The 17,492-nt window shown below is 60.0% G+C and carries 16 protein-coding genes; 3 read left to right on the top strand and 13 right to left on the bottom strand.

Annotated features, from left to right (window positions below; all coding sequences use genetic code 11):
• Positions 1 to 8 precede the first annotated feature (8 nt).
• From A5752_RS11415 to A5752_RS11375, 9 genes are all read right to left on the bottom strand, one after another.
• Complete coding sequence (locus A5752_RS11415) at positions 9 to 1,634, bottom strand: fatty acid--CoA ligase (protein ID WP_016889183.1); 1,626 nt, start codon at positions 1,632 to 1,634, stop codon at positions 9 to 11.
• Positions 1,635 to 1,648: 14 nt separating this feature from the next.
• Complete coding sequence (locus A5752_RS11410; RefSeq protein WP_012394811.1) at positions 1,649 to 2,302, bottom strand: transglutaminase-like domain-containing protein; 654 nt, start codon at positions 2,300 to 2,302, stop codon at positions 1,649 to 1,651.
• On the bottom strand, positions 2,299 to 3,756 hold the full coding sequence (locus A5752_RS11405) for a cytochrome P450 (RefSeq protein ID WP_012394812.1): 1,458 nt from the start codon (positions 3,754 to 3,756) through the stop codon (positions 2,299 to 2,301). The genes A5752_RS11410 and A5752_RS11405 overlap by 4 nt, the downstream gene beginning before the upstream one ends.
• A 115-nt stretch (positions 3,757 to 3,871) precedes the next feature.
• A complete protein-coding gene (locus A5752_RS11400) occupies positions 3,872 to 5,407 on the bottom strand; it encodes a flavin-containing monooxygenase (protein WP_012394813.1) in 1,536 nt (511 codons plus the stop codon).
• A gap of 61 nt (positions 5,408 to 5,468) precedes the next feature.
• A complete protein-coding gene (locus tag A5752_RS11395; RefSeq protein WP_012394814.1) occupies positions 5,469 to 6,434 on the bottom strand; it encodes an alpha/beta hydrolase in 966 nt (321 codons plus the stop codon).
• Positions 6,431 to 7,948: a flavin-containing monooxygenase gene (locus A5752_RS11390; protein WP_012394815.1), complete on the bottom strand. Its 1,518-nt coding sequence runs from the start codon at positions 7,946 to 7,948 to the stop codon at positions 6,431 to 6,433. Before A5752_RS11390 ends, A5752_RS11395 begins: the two co-directional genes overlap by 4 nt.
• A 47-nt stretch (positions 7,949 to 7,995) precedes the next feature.
• Entirely contained in the window at positions 7,996 to 9,495 is a 1,500-nt protein-coding gene (locus A5752_RS11385) for a flavin-containing monooxygenase (RefSeq protein ID WP_012394816.1), read from the bottom strand.
• Entirely contained in the window at positions 9,492 to 10,415 is a 924-nt protein-coding gene (locus tag A5752_RS11380; protein WP_012394817.1) for a hypothetical protein, read from the bottom strand. The genes A5752_RS11385 and A5752_RS11380 overlap by 4 nt, the downstream gene beginning before the upstream one ends.
• 1 nt (position 10,416) lies before the next feature.
• Positions 10,417 to 11,283: an SDR family NAD(P)-dependent oxidoreductase gene (locus tag A5752_RS11375; protein ID WP_012394818.1), complete on the bottom strand. Its 867-nt coding sequence runs from the start codon at positions 11,281 to 11,283 to the stop codon at positions 10,417 to 10,419.
• A gap of 129 nt (positions 11,284 to 11,412) precedes the next feature.
• Here A5752_RS11375 and A5752_RS11370 point away from each other — a divergent pair, with 129 nt between their 5' ends.
• Entirely contained in the window at positions 11,413 to 12,045 is a 633-nt protein-coding gene (locus tag A5752_RS11370; protein WP_074319847.1) for a TetR/AcrR family transcriptional regulator, read from the top strand.
• Between the two features lie 166 nt (positions 12,046 to 12,211).
• On the opposite strand, the gene A5752_RS11365 is transcribed toward A5752_RS11370, so the two are convergent.
• Positions 12,212 to 13,081, bottom strand: a complete 870-nt coding sequence (locus A5752_RS11365) for a metal-dependent hydrolase (protein ID WP_012394820.1) — start codon at positions 13,079 to 13,081, stop codon at positions 12,212 to 12,214.
• A 73-nt stretch (positions 13,082 to 13,154) separates the two neighbouring features.
• Here A5752_RS11365 and A5752_RS11360 point away from each other — a divergent pair, with 73 nt between their 5' ends.
• Positions 13,155 to 13,844, top strand: a complete 690-nt coding sequence (locus A5752_RS11360) for a TetR/AcrR family transcriptional regulator (protein WP_012394821.1) — start codon at positions 13,155 to 13,157, stop codon at positions 13,842 to 13,844.
• Between the two features lie 162 nt (positions 13,845 to 14,006).
• Here A5752_RS11360 and A5752_RS28170 read toward each other — a convergent pair whose 3' ends face one another.
• Positions 14,007 to 14,384, bottom strand: coding sequence for a PaaI family thioesterase (locus A5752_RS28170; protein ID WP_016889187.1), 378 nt, complete (start codon positions 14,382 to 14,384; stop codon positions 14,007 to 14,009).
• On the opposite strand from A5752_RS28170, the gene A5752_RS28210 reads away from it, so the two are divergent.
• The gene (locus A5752_RS28210) at positions 14,352 to 14,636 is read left to right on the top strand and encodes a hypothetical protein (protein WP_012394823.1); all 285 of its coding nucleotides are present in this window, start codon (positions 14,352 to 14,354) and stop codon (positions 14,634 to 14,636) included. The two genes, A5752_RS28170 and A5752_RS28210, sit on opposite strands and share 33 nt — an antisense overlap.
• Before the next feature lie 335 nt (positions 14,637 to 14,971).
• Here the strand turns inward: A5752_RS28210 and A5752_RS11340 are convergent, their stop codons facing one another.
• Together A5752_RS11340 and A5752_RS11335 are read right to left on the bottom strand one after the other, a co-directional pair.
• Positions 14,972 to 16,072, bottom strand: a complete 1,101-nt coding sequence (locus A5752_RS11340; protein ID WP_042789224.1) for a BtrH N-terminal domain-containing protein — start codon at positions 16,070 to 16,072, stop codon at positions 14,972 to 14,974.
• Between the two features lie 277 nt (positions 16,073 to 16,349).
• The gene (locus A5752_RS11335; RefSeq protein WP_012394825.1) at positions 16,350 to 17,456 is read right to left on the bottom strand and encodes an NDMA-dependent alcohol dehydrogenase; all 1,107 of its coding nucleotides are present in this window, start codon (positions 17,454 to 17,456) and stop codon (positions 16,350 to 16,352) included.
• Positions 17,457 to 17,492 lie beyond the last annotated feature (36 nt).

The following is a 17,492-nucleotide window of genomic DNA, read 5'->3' as shown; positions in this document are numbered from 1 at the left end:
TTGATTTCTTAGGACGTTTCGATCTGATACTCGCCGGCGGAGTGACGCGCGCGTATGGCCTTCTTGTCGTATTTCCCGACGCTTGTTCGGGGAATCTCAGACACGAAGCTCCACCGCTCCGGGATCCACCACTTGGCGACCTTGTCCAACAGAAACGCGCGCAGTCGGTCGATGTCGACCTCGGCTCCACGGTGAACCACGACCAGGGCGAGCGGTCTTTCCTGCCATTTGTCGTCGGGAACTGCCACCACCGCAGCCTCGTAGATCGCCGGGTGACCAATCAGCGTGTTTTCCAGCTCGACTGAGGAGATCCATTCTCCACCTGACTTGATGACGTCCTTCGCACGATCGGTCAGCGTGAGATACCCGTCCGGGTCGATCCGGCCGACGTCGCCGGTGCGCAGCCACCCTCCGTCGAACTTGTCCGGATCATCGTCGCCGAAGTAGGCGCCGGTGATCCACGGGCCTCGCGCCTGTATTTCACCCGCTGATCGACCGTCCCACGGCACTGTCTTCTTGTGGTCGTCACGCAACCGGATCTCGACACCGCACATCGGCCGACCCTGGCTTTCGCGCATCTCCCACGCACGGGTCTCGCCTACTCCGTGCGCTGCGCGTGCGACGGTAGCCAGCGGCGAGGTTTCGGTCATGCCCCATGCCTGCACGATAGGCACGTTGTACTTGTCTTCGAATGCCCGCATCAGCGAGACGGGGACTGCCGATCCCCCGCAGGCAACCAGCCGAAGTGAGGAGATGTCCCGGGCGGGATTCGATTCCAGGTATCGATCGACATCGTTCCAGATCGTCGGCACTGCACCGGCGATAGTCGGCTGAGTCTCTTCGATGATCGACACCAGCGGCGCGGCTTGCAGATGGCGATCGGGTAATACCAAGTCCGCACCAGACATCAACGCCGCGTAGATCAGTCCCCACGCATTGGCGTGAAACATCGGGACAATGGCCAGGATACGGTCGGCCTCGCTCACTGCCAGGGCGTTCGACGTGCAGGCGGTCAGTGCATGTAGGTAGGTCGAACGGTGGCTGTAGACAACACCTTTGGGATTTCCAGTAGTCCCGCTGGTGTAGCACATGGCCGCGGCGGAACGCTCATCGATCTCGGGCCAATCGAAAGTCTCCGGTTGCTGCGCCAGGATCTCCTCGTAACGCAACACCGTCTTCCCGCATCGCTGCAGCGGAGCGAGGTCGCCGCCCCCGGTGGCGATGACCGTATGCACCGACTCCATCGCTGGTAGCGCACTAGCCAACAATGGCGCAACCGACGCATCCACCAGGATGATCTGATCGCTGGCATGGTTGGCGATGTACGCGAGTTGCTCTGGAGCCAAACGAATGTTGAGGGTGTGCAGCACCGCGCCCATGGAGGGAACCGCGCAGTAGGCCTCGAGATGTTCTTGGTTACTCCACTGAAAAGTGGCCACCCGTTGATCTGCCGTTATTCCGAGCCCGCGCAACGCATTGGCAAGTCGGCCCGCTCGCCCCAGGACGCTACGGTAGGACATACTTCGGTATCCAATTCCGTCGGGGGTGATCACCTCGCTGTTTCCGTGAATGGAGGCGGCATGGCGGACAATTGCCGAGATTGTGAGCTGGACGTCTTGCATCGTGCTGTGCATTACGCATCGGCCCTTCAGGCGAACAGGTCTGGATGGCGACTCGCATCGCCTATGAGCGTCCCGTAGTGGGTTCTGAGCGCTTGCAGGATCTCTGCCAGCGGTAGATCGTCGAAGGCGCCTCGATCCCTCAGATATTCCATGTGTTGTGTGCCGTCACCGGCGAACCCGTGCAGCAGGGCGTCTGTGCGCCCGTCGAAATCAATTGGCGGGACGCCGAACCGTGCGCATAGCTCGCGATTGAACGCCGGAGTTGCCTTGACCCAGACACCGCAGAGATGCATGAGGCTGTATCCGTGGTAGACGAAGACGTCGGTACCGCCCATCCGCTCACGCAATGTCTCGGTCTGAAGGTGGTTTCGGACATCGGCGAACCCCAGCCGCGCTGGGATGCCTGCTGCTCGGCAGGCCGCCGTCAAGAGCACCGCCTTCGGGACGCAGTAAGCGCGGTCTGCAGTTGCGATGGTGCTGGCGCGATACGCATGCGGGTCATCGGTCACGGTGTAGGGGTCATACCAAATCGAGTCGCGGACCGCAGTGAAGATGGCTATGGCCTTCGTGGTGTCGTCGACCGCGCCGCGGGTCGCCGATGCAACGAAGTCGCGTACCGATTCATGTTGCCAATCGAGGAACTCCGTGGGCTCCAGGTAAGGCGAGTTCTCACCGCTCATCGGTGCCGCAACGTCACAGGCAGTCCGTCCACGGGAATGGGCAGCGAGGTGTTGTCCCAACGCACGTGATAGTCGTTTGGGACCGTCCAAGTGTAGGTACGCAACATCTGGTGCAGGATTGCCTTCACCTCGAGTGTGCCGAACTGCATCCCAATGCATTTGTGCGCCCCCCCGCCGAACGGCACCCAGGCGAATCGGTGCTGTTGGTCCTCGCGCCGGGGCTCATCGAAGCGCGACGGATCGAAACGGTCCGGGTCGCTCCATATTCTGCGGTCGAAGTGATTTACGGCGGGTGTGATTGCGCACAAGGTTTCACGGGGGATGTGATAGCCGTCGATGGCGACATCGCGGACGGTCTTGCGCATCACCAGCGGAACGGGCGCCAGCAGACGCAGAGCTTCTTTGAGGATCAGATCGAGGACCGTCATCCGCTCCAGTTCGTCGATATCTGGCGAATCGTGACCGAAGGACCGCGCCTCCGCCGCTGCCTTCTCCTGCCACTCAGGATGTTTAGCGAGGAAGTAGGTGACAGCAGTGGTGGTGATCGTGGAGGTGTCATGGGCGGCCATCATGAGAAAGATCATGTGGTTGATCACATCCTCGTCGGAGAACCGTTCACCGTCTTCTGTGGTCGCCTGGCAGAGGGCGGCGAATAGATCGTCGGTCTCGCCTGCACGCGCGGCCGGCAGGTGTCGGGAGAAGTAGTCCTCCAACACGCGCCGCCCATGCACGCCGGCGCGGAACCTGGTGCCCGGGAGTGGAACTCGCACAAAGGAACTCGCCGCGCGAACAGTGGACACGAACGCCTCGTTGACAGCAGCGCTCTCGTCCTTGCCGCGGCCACCCATGAAGACATCCGTGGCAATATCGAGGGTGAGATTCTTCAACAACGGGTAGATCCGGACCGACGGACCGGTCGGCCACGCGGGCACGGCTGCGCGAACGCACGGGGCCACCTGCCCGACATATCCGGTCAGGCGAGGACGCGTGAACGCCTCCTGCATGATGCGCCGGTGCATCAAATGTTCGTCGAAGCTCATGAGCATCAACCCGCGATGGAAGAAAGCATCGATCAGGAAGGACCAGCCATCTTGAGAAAAGGCCTTGGCTTCGCTTGTGAACGCCTCACGCGTTGCGTCTGGACCGGCGATGACCACCATTTTGGTACCGAATGCGCCCATCCACGACACCGAGCCCAAACGTTCGTAACGCTCCCGACTGAATTCTGAACCAAATCGGATGTAGTCGACAGTGTGCCCCAGCAACGGGAGTCCAGCGTCCCCTAGGACGGCTCTCAGCCCAGATCCGGCGGGGGCCGGCGCAAGTTCCCGGACTCTCCAGTCCCGACTCCACTGTCGCCATTTGTCATCGACGACGCGGGGGGCGGGCGCCAACAGGACAGACGTCAACCGCTCCTTGGGGTGACGCGTGATTGCGAGAAGCTGATTAGCCACGATGCCTCCTGGGCGCTCTGCTGCACGGGTATCTGGTAATAGTTTACATAGATGTGCTGAATGTCAATATTCGAACAGTTAACAGTGAAATGTTAGACACCGCCTGCGACCCGGATCATCTGCGCAGCCTCGCGCGGTTCTCACTCGGGCCGTCTAACTGAAGGCGTTCAACGTGCCTGAATAGATAATCGTGACTGCGTGGTTTGCGGGTGAGGATCCGGTAGGCAAATGTAGGCCCAGGCCAGTTCGTCGGGATCGCGCCACTCGAGGTCGTGTACCAGCTCGCGCAAAGCGCCCACACCGACCTTCGCAGCCGCCGGCTCAATCGTGTGTTGTAGCTTTGCTCGATGTCTGGCCTGACGTCGACCGTACGCCCTGGGTCACTCGCCAAAATCTTGATGAGGGCACCGACATAGCGGACCTGAGACTCGATCATGTAAATGATCGACCCGGAACCGACATTCGTGTTCGGGCCATAGAGGAGAAAGAGATTCGGGAACATCGGGACTGTAATGCCCAGGTATGCGTGCGCCTGCGTCCCCCACACCTCGTCCAGAGTCACTCCGCCCCAGCCGCGAACACGCATCGGGGCGAGGAAGTCGGTAGCGCGGAAACCTGTTCCGTAAATGACGACATCCGCGCGATGGAGTACGCCATCGTCGGTCACGACTCCCTTGTCGCAAAGCTTCGCAACCGCGTTGGTCACCAACGAGACTTCACCGTTGGCAATCGCGGGGTAGTAATCATTCGAGAACAACACCCGCTTGCACCCCGGCGCATCTGATGGCGTGAGTTGCCGGCGCAGCATTGGATCGGCAACCTGCCGATGGAGGTGGTAGCGGGCGACCGCGCCGAGAATGCGTGACAAGGGCTTCGCGTCGACCAACGTCACTGCGAGCACTTCAAAAATCAGCCATACCGCGAAACGCTCAAGACGCAGCCACAGCGGCAGAACCTTAATCAGCTGTTGGTGAAGACGTCCGTACCTGCTGTCCCACTTCGGCAAAATCCAAGGCGCCGTGCGCTGATACAGCGTTACGCGCTGTGCCTCGTGTGCGATCCGTGGCACAAACTGTATCGCGCTTGCGCCTGTCCCGATGACGGCTACTTCCTTGCCGCGCAGCGATACCGAATGGTCCCAACGCGCCGAATGAAAACGCGGCCCCTCGAAGGTGTCTTCGCCGGCAATATTCGGCGTATGAGGTCGCGAGAGCTGCCCCACGGCCGAAATCACGACATCGCACCAGATCGTCTCGCTGGATCCGGTCACCAAACGCCAACGGCCGGCCTGTTCATCGAAGGTCATCTCGACGACTTCGGTCCGCGTGCGCAAATGCAGGTCCATTCCGTCGGCCAGGACGAGTCGGCGAAGATATTGGAGTATCTCGGGCTGTTCTGCATAACGTCTCGACCAACGAGTGTTGGGCTTGTCCGAGAGTGAGTACAACGCTGACGGCACGTCGCAAGCCGCTCCTGGATAGGTGTTGTCGCGCCAGACGCCGCCGATGTCTGCAGCCTTTTCCACCATGGTGAAGTTGGTGAATCCGTCCCTCTTCAGCTGATGGGCCATGGCGATACCCGCGACGCCGGCCCCGATGATCACTATCGACGGATCGTGTCCTCGAGGATCCCTCGCAAAGCCGCCTGTCATGAGACAGCTAAGAAGCAGTTGATGGCGCGGTGGCAGTGGAGCATCCACGGTCCCAACACTTTCACCGGTGGGCCGAAGCTTTCAGGAAGTTTCCAGCGCGGTGGATCGCCTCACGAGCCTCGGGCAGGATTCGGAACATGGCTTGGAACACGTGGATCTGTCCCCGGTACACCTGTATCTCAACGCTTGATCCGGCCGATCGGAGGCGGTCGGCAAGATGCCTCGAGTCATCGATCAACATTTCTCTTCCGCCTACCTGAATCAGGATCGGTGGCATGGACCTGAGGTCTGCGTCGAGCACGCTGATTCGCTCATTGCGGTGATCTGCACCAGCCACGTACAGGTCAAGAGCGCGGGCCGCGGACCGAGCAGAGGCGAAAGGATCACGGCGGCGAAGTTCGCGTGCCCTCGCGAGTTCACATGTCAGATCCAGGACCGGAGACATGAGAAGCATCGAATCCGGCAGCGGCAGTCCGTCACTACGTGCGCCAAGGGCGGTGGCCATCGTGAGCTGGCCGCCCGCCGAGTCCCCGGCCACCGCAACACCGCGTTCGCCGGAAGCCGAAGGCTGCCCTGTGACGAGCCAGCGGTATGCGTTCAGTGCATCGTCGGCGGCAGCGGGAAAGGGATAGCGTGGAGCTAGCCGATACCTCACCGCAAAGATGGGCCGACCGCTCGCGGAGGCAAGTTCACCGAGCAGGCCGCGGTGGGTAGCCGGTGAGCACATGGAGTAGGCGCCGCCATGAATGTAGAGCAACGGAACCGCGTGTGGATCGACTGCAGGAGAAGTGATCCAATCCCCGCGTATCTGATTCCCGGCGAACTCGGTATCTATTGTGCGAACCGCCACGCTTCGGCGGGGCCGCGATCCCACAAGCGCCATCCGGAGTACGCGATCCATCACCGCGAGGCCGTGGGCGCTCGACGGGATGAGTTGCGACAGCGGACGCAGTGTGTTTCGCGAAGTCATTGCCACGAAATGACTTGCAAGACTGGGGCGCCGGTCCGCCGCATCAGTGTTGGTCACCGTGCGCCAACGGATTCTGCGCGACGTTCAAATCGGTAATCGGAGAGCCGGAAGGTGCGGCTACGCCAGTAAGTCTCCAGGGTAGTTGACGGACGCAACGGAACATCGCCGTGTTTGTCGAAATAGTAACTGTTGGCATTGGAACAGCTCGGCTGCCAGAAAACCTGTCGATGTCGGCGGCTAACCATGTCACCGAAGTAGCGATCGTTCGCCTGCTGTCTGACCTCTACGTAATCAGCCTTCAGCGTGCGCGCACGACGAAGACAGCGGACGATATGCCGACTTTGCGCCTCGATGAGTGTGAAGTACGAGGAGCCGTTGTAACCATAGGGACCGAAGATATTGAAGTGATTCGGGAACCCTGGGACGCTCACACCCTCGAAGGCTTGGAGGCGGTGCTCATCCCACCAGGCAGACTGCTCCACTCCACCGCGTCCCTTCAGCACATAAGTCGGCATATTGCCCGACTCCATCACTTTGAACCCGGTGGCCAAGACCATGACATCGATCGGATAACTCTTGCCATCTTCAGTGTGAACCGAGGCATGGTCGACATGGGTGATGCCGCTGGTCTCGAGCGAAACATTGCGACGGTTGTACGTTGCGAGATAGGAATTGTGGAAACTCGGTCGCTTACAACCCAACGAATAGCGAGGAATGAGTTGGTCTCGAGTCACCGGATCGTCGACCGCCCGACGCATATAGCGTTTCGCCGCCTCTTCCATGAGGTCCGACACAGGGATCAACGAGTGAAAATGAGCTGCGATGGGAAATGTGAACTCGACGAACGCCTGACTCGCAGTGCGCGTCATCAGTTGTGCCCCTGGCACCAACCGCATCACTGTCGCGGCCCAGCTCGGTATGGAGAAATCCGGCTTCGGCAAGCAGTAAATCGGCGTTCGCTGGAAGACCGTCAGACTTGATGCGATCTTCGCGACTTCGGGAATCAGCTGCACCGCAGATGCCCCAGTCCCGATCACCGCCACCCGCTTACCGGTGAGATCTTTCGTATGGTCCCATCTGGCCGTATGCAGCGTCACGCCGGCGAAGTCGCGCACTCCTGGAATATCAGGCCACTTCGGCCGACTGAGAACGCCAGAGCAATTTATCACAAAACGCGCGGTCAGATTCTGACCAGAGGAGCAGCTCAGCCGCCATAGTGCGGCGCCTTCGTCGAAACAGGCTTCGTCCACAGTCGTGTTGAACCGGATGTAATTTTGGAGTCCGTATTTTTCTACACACCGCTCTGCATAAGCCTTCAACTCATCCCCGTGAGCGTAAGTACGTGACCAGGATGTTCGCATCTCATAAGAGAACTGGTAACTATAGGACGGAATATCGACCGCTATTCCCGGATACGTATTCCAGTGCCATGTACCGCCGACGCCATCGGCGTCATCGACTATAAGAAAGTCCGCAAATCCGGCCTTCAACAGGCTGATCGCTGTACCAATCCCAGAAAACCCGGCTCCGACTATTACAATTTCGTAGTGCTGCCCAGACTCAGAACCCATTACTTCCTCACGTGCGCTTTGATGTTTACCCTATCCGCTGCTGCAGTTCAGCGTGTTTGTGTCAACTTCAGGTCAGCATCGTCACGCCGAGTGATATCGTAATCCCGCATATCCAGACGGGACAGTTCCCTGGTGAACTGAGTCGCAAAGCCCGGATACATCGTGCCGTTATAGCCATCCTCTGTTAAATACCAGCTGCTGCAACCCGAGTTCCATGTCGTGCGTCGTAACCGCCGCTGAATATTGGAGTGGTACGCGTTTTGGCTATTCTCTTTCACATCCAGGGTATGGACTCCGTTACCTTGGTCGCGCAAGAGCTCGATCGCTTTTACGATGTAATCGATTGCCGCCTCCATATATAGAAGAGCGGAGTTGTGGCCAGGACCGGAATTAGGCCCGAAAGTGAAGAACAAATTCGGATACCCGGCCACACTCACGCTCTTGTAGGCAAATCTCCCCTCAGACCACGCGTCTTCGAGTTTTCGCCCGTCGCGCCCCAGGATCGGAAATGGCGTACCGCGTTTACACACATCGAAGCCTGTCGCGAATACTATGCAGTCCACCTCATGCTCGATGCCGTCGGCGGTTCGAATTCCGTTCGGAGCCAGTGTGGCGATCGGCCAGCTGACGAGTTTGCAGTTATCGGCCTGGAGAGCAGGGTAATAGTCGTTAGTCATAAGCATGCGTTTGCACCCAGGTCTGAACTGCGGTGTTAGCTGACGTCTCAACCAGGTATCCTTCACCTGCCGACGCAGATTCGCCTTCGCGGCCGCTTGGATGACAGATGTGGCAGCGGTATCCCAAACCATGCCCACGGCCATGACCTCATGCGCCCAAAACCACGCACCTCGTAGGGCCTGTTCGGTTGCCGGCATGCGCTTGAAAGTCGAACGCGCCCAGGCCGGATGCCGGAAATTCACCCTCGGTAGGACCCAGCCGGGCGTCCTCTGAAACACCTTGACCGACGCCGCCAACTGGACCAATTCGGGAACGATCTGCACAGCGCTCGCCCCGGTCCCGATAACCGCCACCCTCTTACCGCTCATGTCATAGGAGTGGTCCCACCGAGCACTGTGAATCTTTTTCCCCTCGTACGACTCGATGCCACGAATATCCGGGAAACTGGCGTCAGCAAGTGGTCCGCTAGCCATCACGACTGAACGGCCCCGATACCGCCTGCCGCCGGTCGTGTCGACAACCCACTCTCCGGCATCCTCGTCGAATTCCAGTGCACTCACGTCCGCACCGAAATGAATGAACCTCCCAAGATCGTATTTCGCGACAATCGCGTCGATATAGGCGAGGATCTCTGCGCTCCCCGAGTATGCGCGAGTCCAGCCTGGGTTCGGCTCGAACGAGTAGGAGTACAGCAATGACGGAATGTCGCAGGCGGCGCCGGGGTAAGTGTTGTCACGCCAGGTGCCCCCGACGCGATGTGATCGCTCCAAGATGACAAAGTCGTTAACGCCCGCTTGAAGCATTCTCATCGCCGTACCGATACCCGCGAAGCCGGCGCCGACGATCAAAGTCGTTACCGTGTCCGTCATTTAGCGACCGGTTCATAGGTCAGTTCATCCGTCCATGAAGGCGGTCGCCCGAGTACTTGCACGGGGAAGATGTCGATCGCATTGCCTAAGCGCTGGGAAACGAAGTGAAGGGGTTGGGACCGCTTGATCGAGGAGGACATGTGGGCCTTCAAGATGTGATATCCAGGCACCCTCCGCGTGTGCTCACTGCGGTCCCCGACATTGCCATATCGCGTCACCGCGTTGTACAGCTTCTCTTCGGATAGCCCCATCGCGTTGAGATTCATCAACATGCGCGTGAGAAGCGGTATATACAGCAACGCGCCAGTGAGAATACGGGGGTCCATCACAGCGCCGACCGTTTGGATTGCATGGATTCGCATGGGACTGGCGCCGAGGTCATTCAGGACTTGAAAACCTACTGCAAGGTGCCGCGATTCGTCGCTGTTGACCTTATTGAATACTTCCCCGCAAATTGGGTCGTCGACCTCATCAAGGAGAAATTTCAGCAGGGCCCCGTCCAGCGCGGTCTCCAGTGCGGGAATCGCGGCGCCGATGACAGTCAGAGGAAGAGCCTCAGCGTACCGATCTAGCCACTCGATCACGAGACGGATGTTCTTATTCGGTACAGGCTTTTCGCCTTCCTCGATCATGCCCCAGCGACGCATCAGAGCAAGTTCGGCGTTGGCGTGACGCTGCTCCTCGGCGTGAAAGTAACGGTAAATGTCTCCGAGCGCTTCGAAGGGCGCCTTCGGGGCCATCGCAGCAAAGGCGCGCGCTCCGACATGCTCAATCCACACCACGTCGGACATGAATTGCTTGAGTTTGGGACGCTGTTCGTCGGTGATCAACTCCGCACCAGGGGCGCCCCAATCGATATCGGCGAGAGCCCATTGCTTGTTCTTGATCGTCTCGAGCATGTCGCTATATGCGAACGCCATTTCACTGCTCCCTCTGTTCGGCTGGATCGTTCCATGAGGCCACGCGCTCCACCAGCCCCAACGCCCGCGTAAACTGACCGGGTAAAGCTCTTTTCAGTTGCCACAAAATTTTCGCGTCCAGTTGGGGCACTACATAGATTTGTCCGCGATCGTGCGCGTTCAAGGTCGTTCGAGCCACTTGATCCGGCGAAATGCCGGTCCACCTCATCAGGTTGGTCGCGAGTTTCGCCGCCGACTCCTCAATCTGAGGATTTTTGGCGATGTTCGTCTTGACGAAGGTGGGGCAAAGCACTGTGACATTGACGTTAGTACCGCTCAGTTCGGCCGCCAAGGTCTCGGACAGAGCGAGCACTCCGGCCTTACTCACGTTGTATGCCCCCATTCGGGGCGCCGAGCCGAAACTCGCGGCGGACGCCACATTGATCACTCCGCCACGGCCGTTGCTCCGGAGCCGGGGAACGAAAGTCTCGCACCCGTAGATAACACCCCAAAGGTTGACAGAAATCGCAGCGTTCCAGTCCTCGACCGACGTAGCGCCGATGCGATTGCCGCCCGCACCGATTCCGGCGTTGTTGATCACCAGGCTCGCCGCCTTGCCAAACCAGTCTTCACTGGCATCAGCGAGGTTACGGACCTGCTCAAGGTCGGTGACGTCGCATACGACGTCGAAACCCTCGCCGCCGGCCTGCCTCACCAACTCGGCCGACTCTTTCGCAGTGATGGGGTCTTTGTCCGCACACACAACACGTCCACCTCGGCGTGCAAGCTCAACGGCGAACGCGCGGCCGATACCGCTCCCTGCGCCTGTGACTACTGCGTGGGCGCGGTGGGTTCTACCTGGTGAACTACCGAACGGCAAGAACCTCATCTGCTTGCCTTTCGGATCGCGACACTGATTTCCGGTGCGGGAGACCATTGATTTGGGGGCATCAGCCACCATTGGTGTCGCATGCCACCAGTTTGGTCGTGAGCCCGACGTTTTGTCAAGATGTTTGATGTGCGGTCGAGAAACACGCGCTGGGGTGGTCGGACCGGTGCTGAGCGTCGAGCAGAGCGACGGCAGCAATTGATCGAGGCTGCGACCGAGATTTGGAGTGAGAGCGGTTGGGCCGCAGTGACTATGCGCGGCGTGTGCGCCCGGACAGGGCTCAACGATCGATACTTCTACGAGGACTTCAAGACGCGCGAGGATCTTCTCGTCGCAGCGTGGGATGGCGTTCGCAATGACATGCTCGGCGAGGTTTCCGCGCTCTTCGACGAGCGTGTGGATCGGCCGCCGATCGAAACCATCACCGCGGCGATCGCCATCGTGGTCGACCGGATCGCACGCGATCCTGGCCGGGCGCACATCCTCCTCGCTCAGCATGTAGGTAGCTCACCGCTGCAAGATCGCCGCGCTGTGGCGCTGCAGGAGGCAACGCAGTTGGTCGTCGAGGCAAGCCGGCCACATCTCAGAGAAGACGCCGACGAGACGGCCCTTCGTATGGACACTTTGGTTGCGGTGGGGGGGTTCGTCGAAGTCATCACGGCCTGGCACTCCGGTTTGCTCGCGGTGACCGAAAAGGAAGTGGTCGCGCACACGAGCCGACTGGCTGAAACCTTGGCTCAACGCTACGTCGTCAGCGGCTGAGGCTTAACCTTTCCGTGAGTTTCGAGGCCGACTGCACTTGTCTGTATGACTGTCGCCTTGACCCGCCACCGGGCATCCAATCCGTGACGACAGGCGCGCTGTCGATTGTTTGGAGGAACGACGCAGAAACAGTGTCTTTCTGCGTCGCCCTCCTCACGCACTTTTGCTACCCCGGCTGAGCGATGACCTTCTGTGAGCCGTCTTGGTCGAACAGTTCCTTGCTCCATCGCTCCAGGACCGCGGTGCTGTCCCAATCATCAGGGTGGAAGCCGGGGCGGTTGTACGAACGGAATCGCTGCAGCGCATCGGCGGTGAACATCGGGGTGCGACTGAAGCGACGTAGGCTACGCACCAACGTGACCGGGTTATACGAGGCCTTGTCAGAGGCCATCGACAGCGCAGTCTGCAGAATGAGTTCGCCGAACAGAATTGCAGAGGCGATCCGCATGCCCCGTACGCGGGTGCGCTCGGTGCCTCCAATCAGCCGATAGGCGTCGAAGGCGACGGCTTTGTGCTCCGACTCCTCGAACGCATGCCACAGCAGAATCGGTCGAACCTCTGTCTGTCCGATGAGCTTCTGCGCGTCATCGCTGGTGAGAATGATTTCAGCGAGCGTCGCGGTGTAGTGCTCCAATGCAGAGGTCATCGACAGCCGCATTTCTGGCGAAAAGCGCCGCTCCAATCGCTTGATCAGGCGTGCGACGTGGCGGTCGATCCGCGCGGTCGGATAACCCATGGCCTGGAGCCGTTCGTTGAGGAGCCGATGCTGGTGTCGGTGTGTGGCCTCTTGCCCGATGAAACCCTTGACCGCTGTCAGCAATTGGGGATCGTCGATGGAACTCTGGAAATACTTGACCGAGCGGATGAAGAAGTCTTCCCCTTCCGGGAAGGTCGCAGAAAGCACCGAGATGAAATGGCTCATCACCAGGTCGCCATCCACGAAGTGTCGCCGCTTCGTGGAGGTGGGCATGGGGAAACGAACGCGCCGGGGTTTTGGCAATACACGGCTCTTGGTCGAGGCTCGATCTTCCGGCATCTTGACGGGGTCCTTCCTCCGTTGCGTGATCTGACTTTAGGCCTTGTCACATGAGACTGCCAGAATGTAGGGCATGAGTCCAGCACGTGTTTATGGCGGGCTGTCCGCAACTCAACGCGATGCGCAGCGCCGCGCACTGCTGATTGACGCCGCGGTCGCGCTCATGGGCAAGCAGGGAGCCGCCGCGTGCACCGTGACCGCTGTGTGTACGGAGTCAGGAGTGACGAGCCGGTACTTCTACCAGCAGTTTCGCGACAGAGACGCGCTCCTGCGTGCGATGTTCACCAAGATCTCCACCACCTTCCAAGCCGTGATCACCAAGGCGATACCGGATGACACCGTTGCTCCTCAAGAACTCGCTTACGCTCCGATAAAGGCCCTGGTTCAGATGATCGAGAACGATCCCAGCATGGCCCGCATATTGTTTGTCGAATCGGGCGCTGAACCCCTGCTTCGGCAGCTGCGAAGCGAACTGATGTCCGAATTTGCGGAGCTCGTCCTCAGAGAGGCCCGCCTGCATCTCGATATACCCAGCGAGGTGATTCAGGTCGCAGATCTCGCCGCTACCTACGGTGTCGGGGGCCTGTTCGAGATTCTCCGTCGCTGGATAGACGGACAACTAAACCTATCGACCGAAGTGCTTATCGAGCATTGTGCGGGTTTTCTCGGCAGTCTTGGCCTGTATACCCTCGGCCAGAAACCTGACCCGGCCGCTTCGCACATCCAGGTCGATATCAACTCCCCGGCGGGCCACAACAGATGAGACCGGCGGTATTTTCGCCGACACGCTGCGGCGTCACGCTACCGAAGGCTGGTACACCACGATGTGGTCGAGTACGCGTTTGCTTAGCAAACCCCCTGTCGGCCCCGGTTCAATCCTGAGCAGCCTGCGCCGGTTGAAAAATGAGCAGATTTACGGGTTGAGTCATCCTTCCCAGGGTGGTCGCGCAGTGCAGCGTATTGACGACGCCTTCTGTATGGAGCTAGTGAAGTGATCCAGCGTGACGACGACGAATAACCCGGACGCGGACGCGACCAGCTGGCCGGTGGCTTCCTCGCGCAATTCTGTCCGCACTTCGAGTTTCCGGCCGGTTCTGGACACGAGCTCCGCGCTGACCTCGTAGGGAACCCCCAGCAATACCGGCGCGAAGAACTCGGTGTCGAGCTTACGGGTGACGGCCATCTCACCGACGACGTAGAGCAGCATGCCCACCGTGTCGTCAAGAACCGTCATGACTGCGCCGCCATGTGCGATCCCGGGTGCGCCGCGATGTCGGCCGTCGAAGATATGCCTGGCGCCCACCCCGTCGCCACGCCGACGCGCTCGCAGGCGATGACCGTGCGGATTGTCTGTGCCGCAACCAAGGCACCACGGATGGTGCGCATCGAGGTAGTCGCCGTCGGCGGCGATAACACGATTCTGAAAGTTATGCCACCACGCGATGGCCGAATCTTCTTCCGCTTGCTCGTCGATGACGAAATCCTCCTAAATAGGACCACGCAGTGCATGGACCACCATGCGACTGAAGAACTGCGCCGACGTCGGCTGGGCTGATCGCCCGAAGACAGTATGTAAAGGACTCGTTAGCCCGCCGAGATCATCGCTGCGGTACACCTTCCAGTTCCGTCACTATCAGCCATTTGGTCCTGCCCCGCAATACGCCCTCGACGCTGTCGCCGCATAGCTCGCCCGATAATGCTCGGGGTCGTCGTCGGTGCTATAGGGGTCATACCAAATCCTGTCCCCCACAGCGGTGACGGTCAACCTCGCCTTCTGCACAAGGGTCACGAACGTCACCGACCGCGTTCTGGGCGAAGCGCTGAACATCGTCATGCTGCCAATCGAGAAACCAGTAGTCTTCAGGAAACTCGATTGATTTGAAGTGCCACTCACAGATAGCCTTTCAGATGAGCTTCGATGCCGGTATCGACAGTGCCAACGGATCGACTGGCCGTTTCGAGGGCTTCGACGAGGCGCGTTTCGGCGTCCGGGATCGTCGCGGCGACTTTGGCCGCAGCTAGACTACGACTCCGTAGCGATGTGCCGGCATCCGTGGCTGCGGCCGCAAGCGTAGACCACGCTTTGGAAGCATGTCGGGCCGCGGCAGCCGCTTCGGCAGTGGCGGCGTCATCTAGGAGATCGGCGATGTTCTGGCAACCGTCTGCCTGCAGCGTACGAAAGAGCCCGCCGCCGGTACCGGCTTTCTCGATGAACGCCCCGAGCCCGAACAATGCCGCGGTCAGGGCATCGTCATCGAACAGCGTTGGCCAATGCCCTACGTCATCGGCGAAGTCCTGCACACCCTTCAAACCGGAAGATTCGACTTCAGCTGCCTCGATGCGCAGTAGCGGCGCACCTACGGCACCGCCGCGCATGAACGCTGCGCTCGCGGCGAGTGCAGCGGCCGCGATCGGCCCAAGGTCTGGCACTCGCTCTGGCCAGTCGACGTGATATGTGGTGTGCCGGGTAGGTGTGGGAAACCCGACCGAGGACCGCGCCCGGCGTAGGTCGTCGTAGGCCACCGTCTGGGTTGTCTCGCGGTCATTATCGACCACATAGGCGACCCGTTGTTCGTCATCGTATCCGGTGATGACAATGTCGTGACGGCTCATGTGCAATCGGACGCGCAGGTAAGGAAGTTCGCCGATGTCAGCCCAGACCATGACGGGTCGACCTTTGTCGATTTCGTCGGTCACAAATGCCCATCCCACGTCCGGGTCATCGGTCGATCGCACGACGAACTTTGCGCCAACCCGGGAGAGGTAATCCTGTTCCAGGTCGCTTCCTCGTCCTACCAGGTACACCTGGGGGAACAACTGCGTAGAGCGGACGTACGAGAAGTCCAAGACTCCGCCGAGGGTGAAGACCAATCCTTCACTGAGTGCTTCTGTCCCCCATCCGAGTTGGGCCCATTCAGTAAGGTCACGAAGCGCACCGGAACCACAGTGCCCTCCCCTCCTATGGGGATAGGGAACTTGAATCCTCGTCATCGCCGCTTCCTTCCTTGTCAGTAGCACTGTTGAGACTCGTCAAAAGCTACGTTTCATCACGGCTTCCCGGCTGACAGTAGGTGCCAACACCAACACGCGTGACCGCAGCCAACCTCAGCCGCGCATCTCGACAGCCTATGGCGATGGGGCACATTGACTTTCGATCGCTAGTCCTGCATCAACACGTCAACGGTAAGAGCCACAGACGCGCAGCACTCAACCGTTGTACTCAGCTCGCTTGCTCCCGTGGTCGCGCTCCCGCGCTTCGGCTGCTTTATCAGAATCGGATGAGTCCTCGGATGTTGCGGCCCGATCGCATATCCGCGTAGCCTTCGTTGATCTGATCGAGGGTGTACTCACGGGTGATCAGCTCATCCAGCTTGAGGTGTCCGGCGTTGTAGAGCTCGACGAGCCGCGGGATGTCGTGGGCGGCGTTCGAAGAACCGTACAGAGCGCCGCGGATCTGCTTTTCATACAGCGTCAATTCCAGCAGTGAACCCGACATCGAGGTGTCTTCGGGGTGCCCGATCGCGGTAACGACCACACGGCCGCGTTTACCGACCAAGGACAGCGCCTCGCCGATGTAGGACCCTTCGGCGACATCGGTGGTCAAGACGCAGACATCGGCGAGTTTGCCGCGGGTGATGTCACTGATCAGTGACCAGGCCTCGTCGATCGTGGCAACGGCATGCGTCGCACCGAAACCGCCGGCTTGTTCACGCTTGAACGCCACCGGATCGACAGCCACGATGTTCAACGCGCCCGCGATGCGGGCACCCTGAATCGCATTCATGCCGATGCCACCGGCTCCGATCACCGCCACGGTATCCCCGGCACGCACCTCACCGGTGCGCACCGCCGACCCGTACCCGGTCGTCACACCACACCCGATCAACGCCGCCTTGTCCAGCGGTGTCCCCTGGTCGATTTTGACCAGAGACGCCTTGGGGACCACGGTGTATTCCGAGAACGTGCCCAGCAGGCACATCTGGCCGACGTCCTCACCCCTGGCATGGAAACGGTAAGTGCCGTCGATCTGGGGTCCCATCATGAGCGCGGCACCCAAGTCGCACATGTTCCCCATCCCCCGCGCGCAATAGGAACAGTGCCCGCACGACGGCAGGAACGTCAGGATCACCGAATCGCCCTCGGCGACGTTCTCGACACCCGCACCCACTTCGACCACGGTGCCGGCACCCTCGTGGCCACCGACGACGGGCAGCGGAATGGGCAGGTCGCCGGTCACGAGGTGTTCGTCGGAATGGCACAACCCGGTCGCGGTCAGCTGGACGAGCACTTCATCGGGGCCGGGAGGATCCAACTCGATGTCCTCGACTTCCCACTTTTCTCCTAGGCCCCACAGCACTGCAGCACGTGTCTTCATGTGTGTCTCCTTAACGTCAGTGTTTCGGTCGCAGTG

This window comes from Mycobacterium sp. 852002-51961_SCH5331710 (assembly GCF_001665535.1).
Classification (GTDB): domain Bacteria; phylum Actinomycetota; class Actinomycetes; order Mycobacteriales; family Mycobacteriaceae; genus Mycobacterium.
The sequence above is the reverse complement of the archived record's forward strand: the minus strand, read 5'-3'. Positions and strand labels throughout refer to the sequence as shown.

What these genes read in the sequence shown, in the direction of transcription:
- A5752_RS11415 (WP_016889183.1), bottom strand. Translation starts at nt 1,634, where the DNA reads ATGCACAGCACGATGCAAGACGTCCAGCTCACAATCTCGGCAATTGTC.
- A5752_RS11410 (WP_012394811.1), bottom strand. Translation starts at nt 2,302, where the DNA reads ATGAGCGGTGAGAACTCGCCTTACCTGGAGCCCACGGAGTTCCTCGAT.
- A5752_RS11400 (WP_012394813.1), bottom strand. Translation starts at nt 5,407, where the DNA reads ATGACAGGCGGCTTTGCGAGGGATCCTCGAGGACACGATCCGTCGATA.
- A5752_RS11390 (WP_012394815.1), bottom strand. Translation starts at nt 7,948, where the DNA reads ATGGGTTCTGAGTCTGGGCAGCACTACGAAATTGTAATAGTCGGAGCC.
- A5752_RS11385 (WP_012394816.1), bottom strand. Translation starts at nt 9,495, where the DNA reads ATGACGGACACGGTAACGACTTTGATCGTCGGCGCCGGCTTCGCGGGT.
- A5752_RS11380 (WP_012394817.1), bottom strand. Translation starts at nt 10,415, where the DNA reads ATGGCGTTCGCATATAGCGACATGCTCGAGACGATCAAGAACAAGCAA.
- A5752_RS11375 (WP_012394818.1), bottom strand. Translation starts at nt 11,283, where the DNA reads ATGAGGTTCTTGCCGTTCGGTAGTTCACCAGGTAGAACCCACCGCGCC.
- A5752_RS11365 (WP_012394820.1), bottom strand. Translation starts at nt 13,081, where the DNA reads ATGCCGGAAGATCGAGCCTCGACCAAGAGCCGTGTATTGCCAAAACCC.
- A5752_RS11360 (WP_012394821.1), top strand. Translation starts at nt 13,155, where the DNA reads ATGAGTCCAGCACGTGTTTATGGCGGGCTGTCCGCAACTCAACGCGAT.
- A5752_RS28210 (WP_012394823.1), top strand. Translation starts at nt 14,352, where the DNA reads ATGTCGGCCGTCGAAGATATGCCTGGCGCCCACCCCGTCGCCACGCCG.
- A5752_RS11340 (WP_042789224.1), bottom strand. Translation starts at nt 16,072, where the DNA reads ATGACGAGGATTCAAGTTCCCTATCCCCATAGGAGGGGAGGGCACTGT.
- A5752_RS11335 (WP_012394825.1), bottom strand. Translation starts at nt 17,456, where the DNA reads ATGAAGACACGTGCTGCAGTGCTGTGGGGCCTAGGAGAAAAGTGGGAA.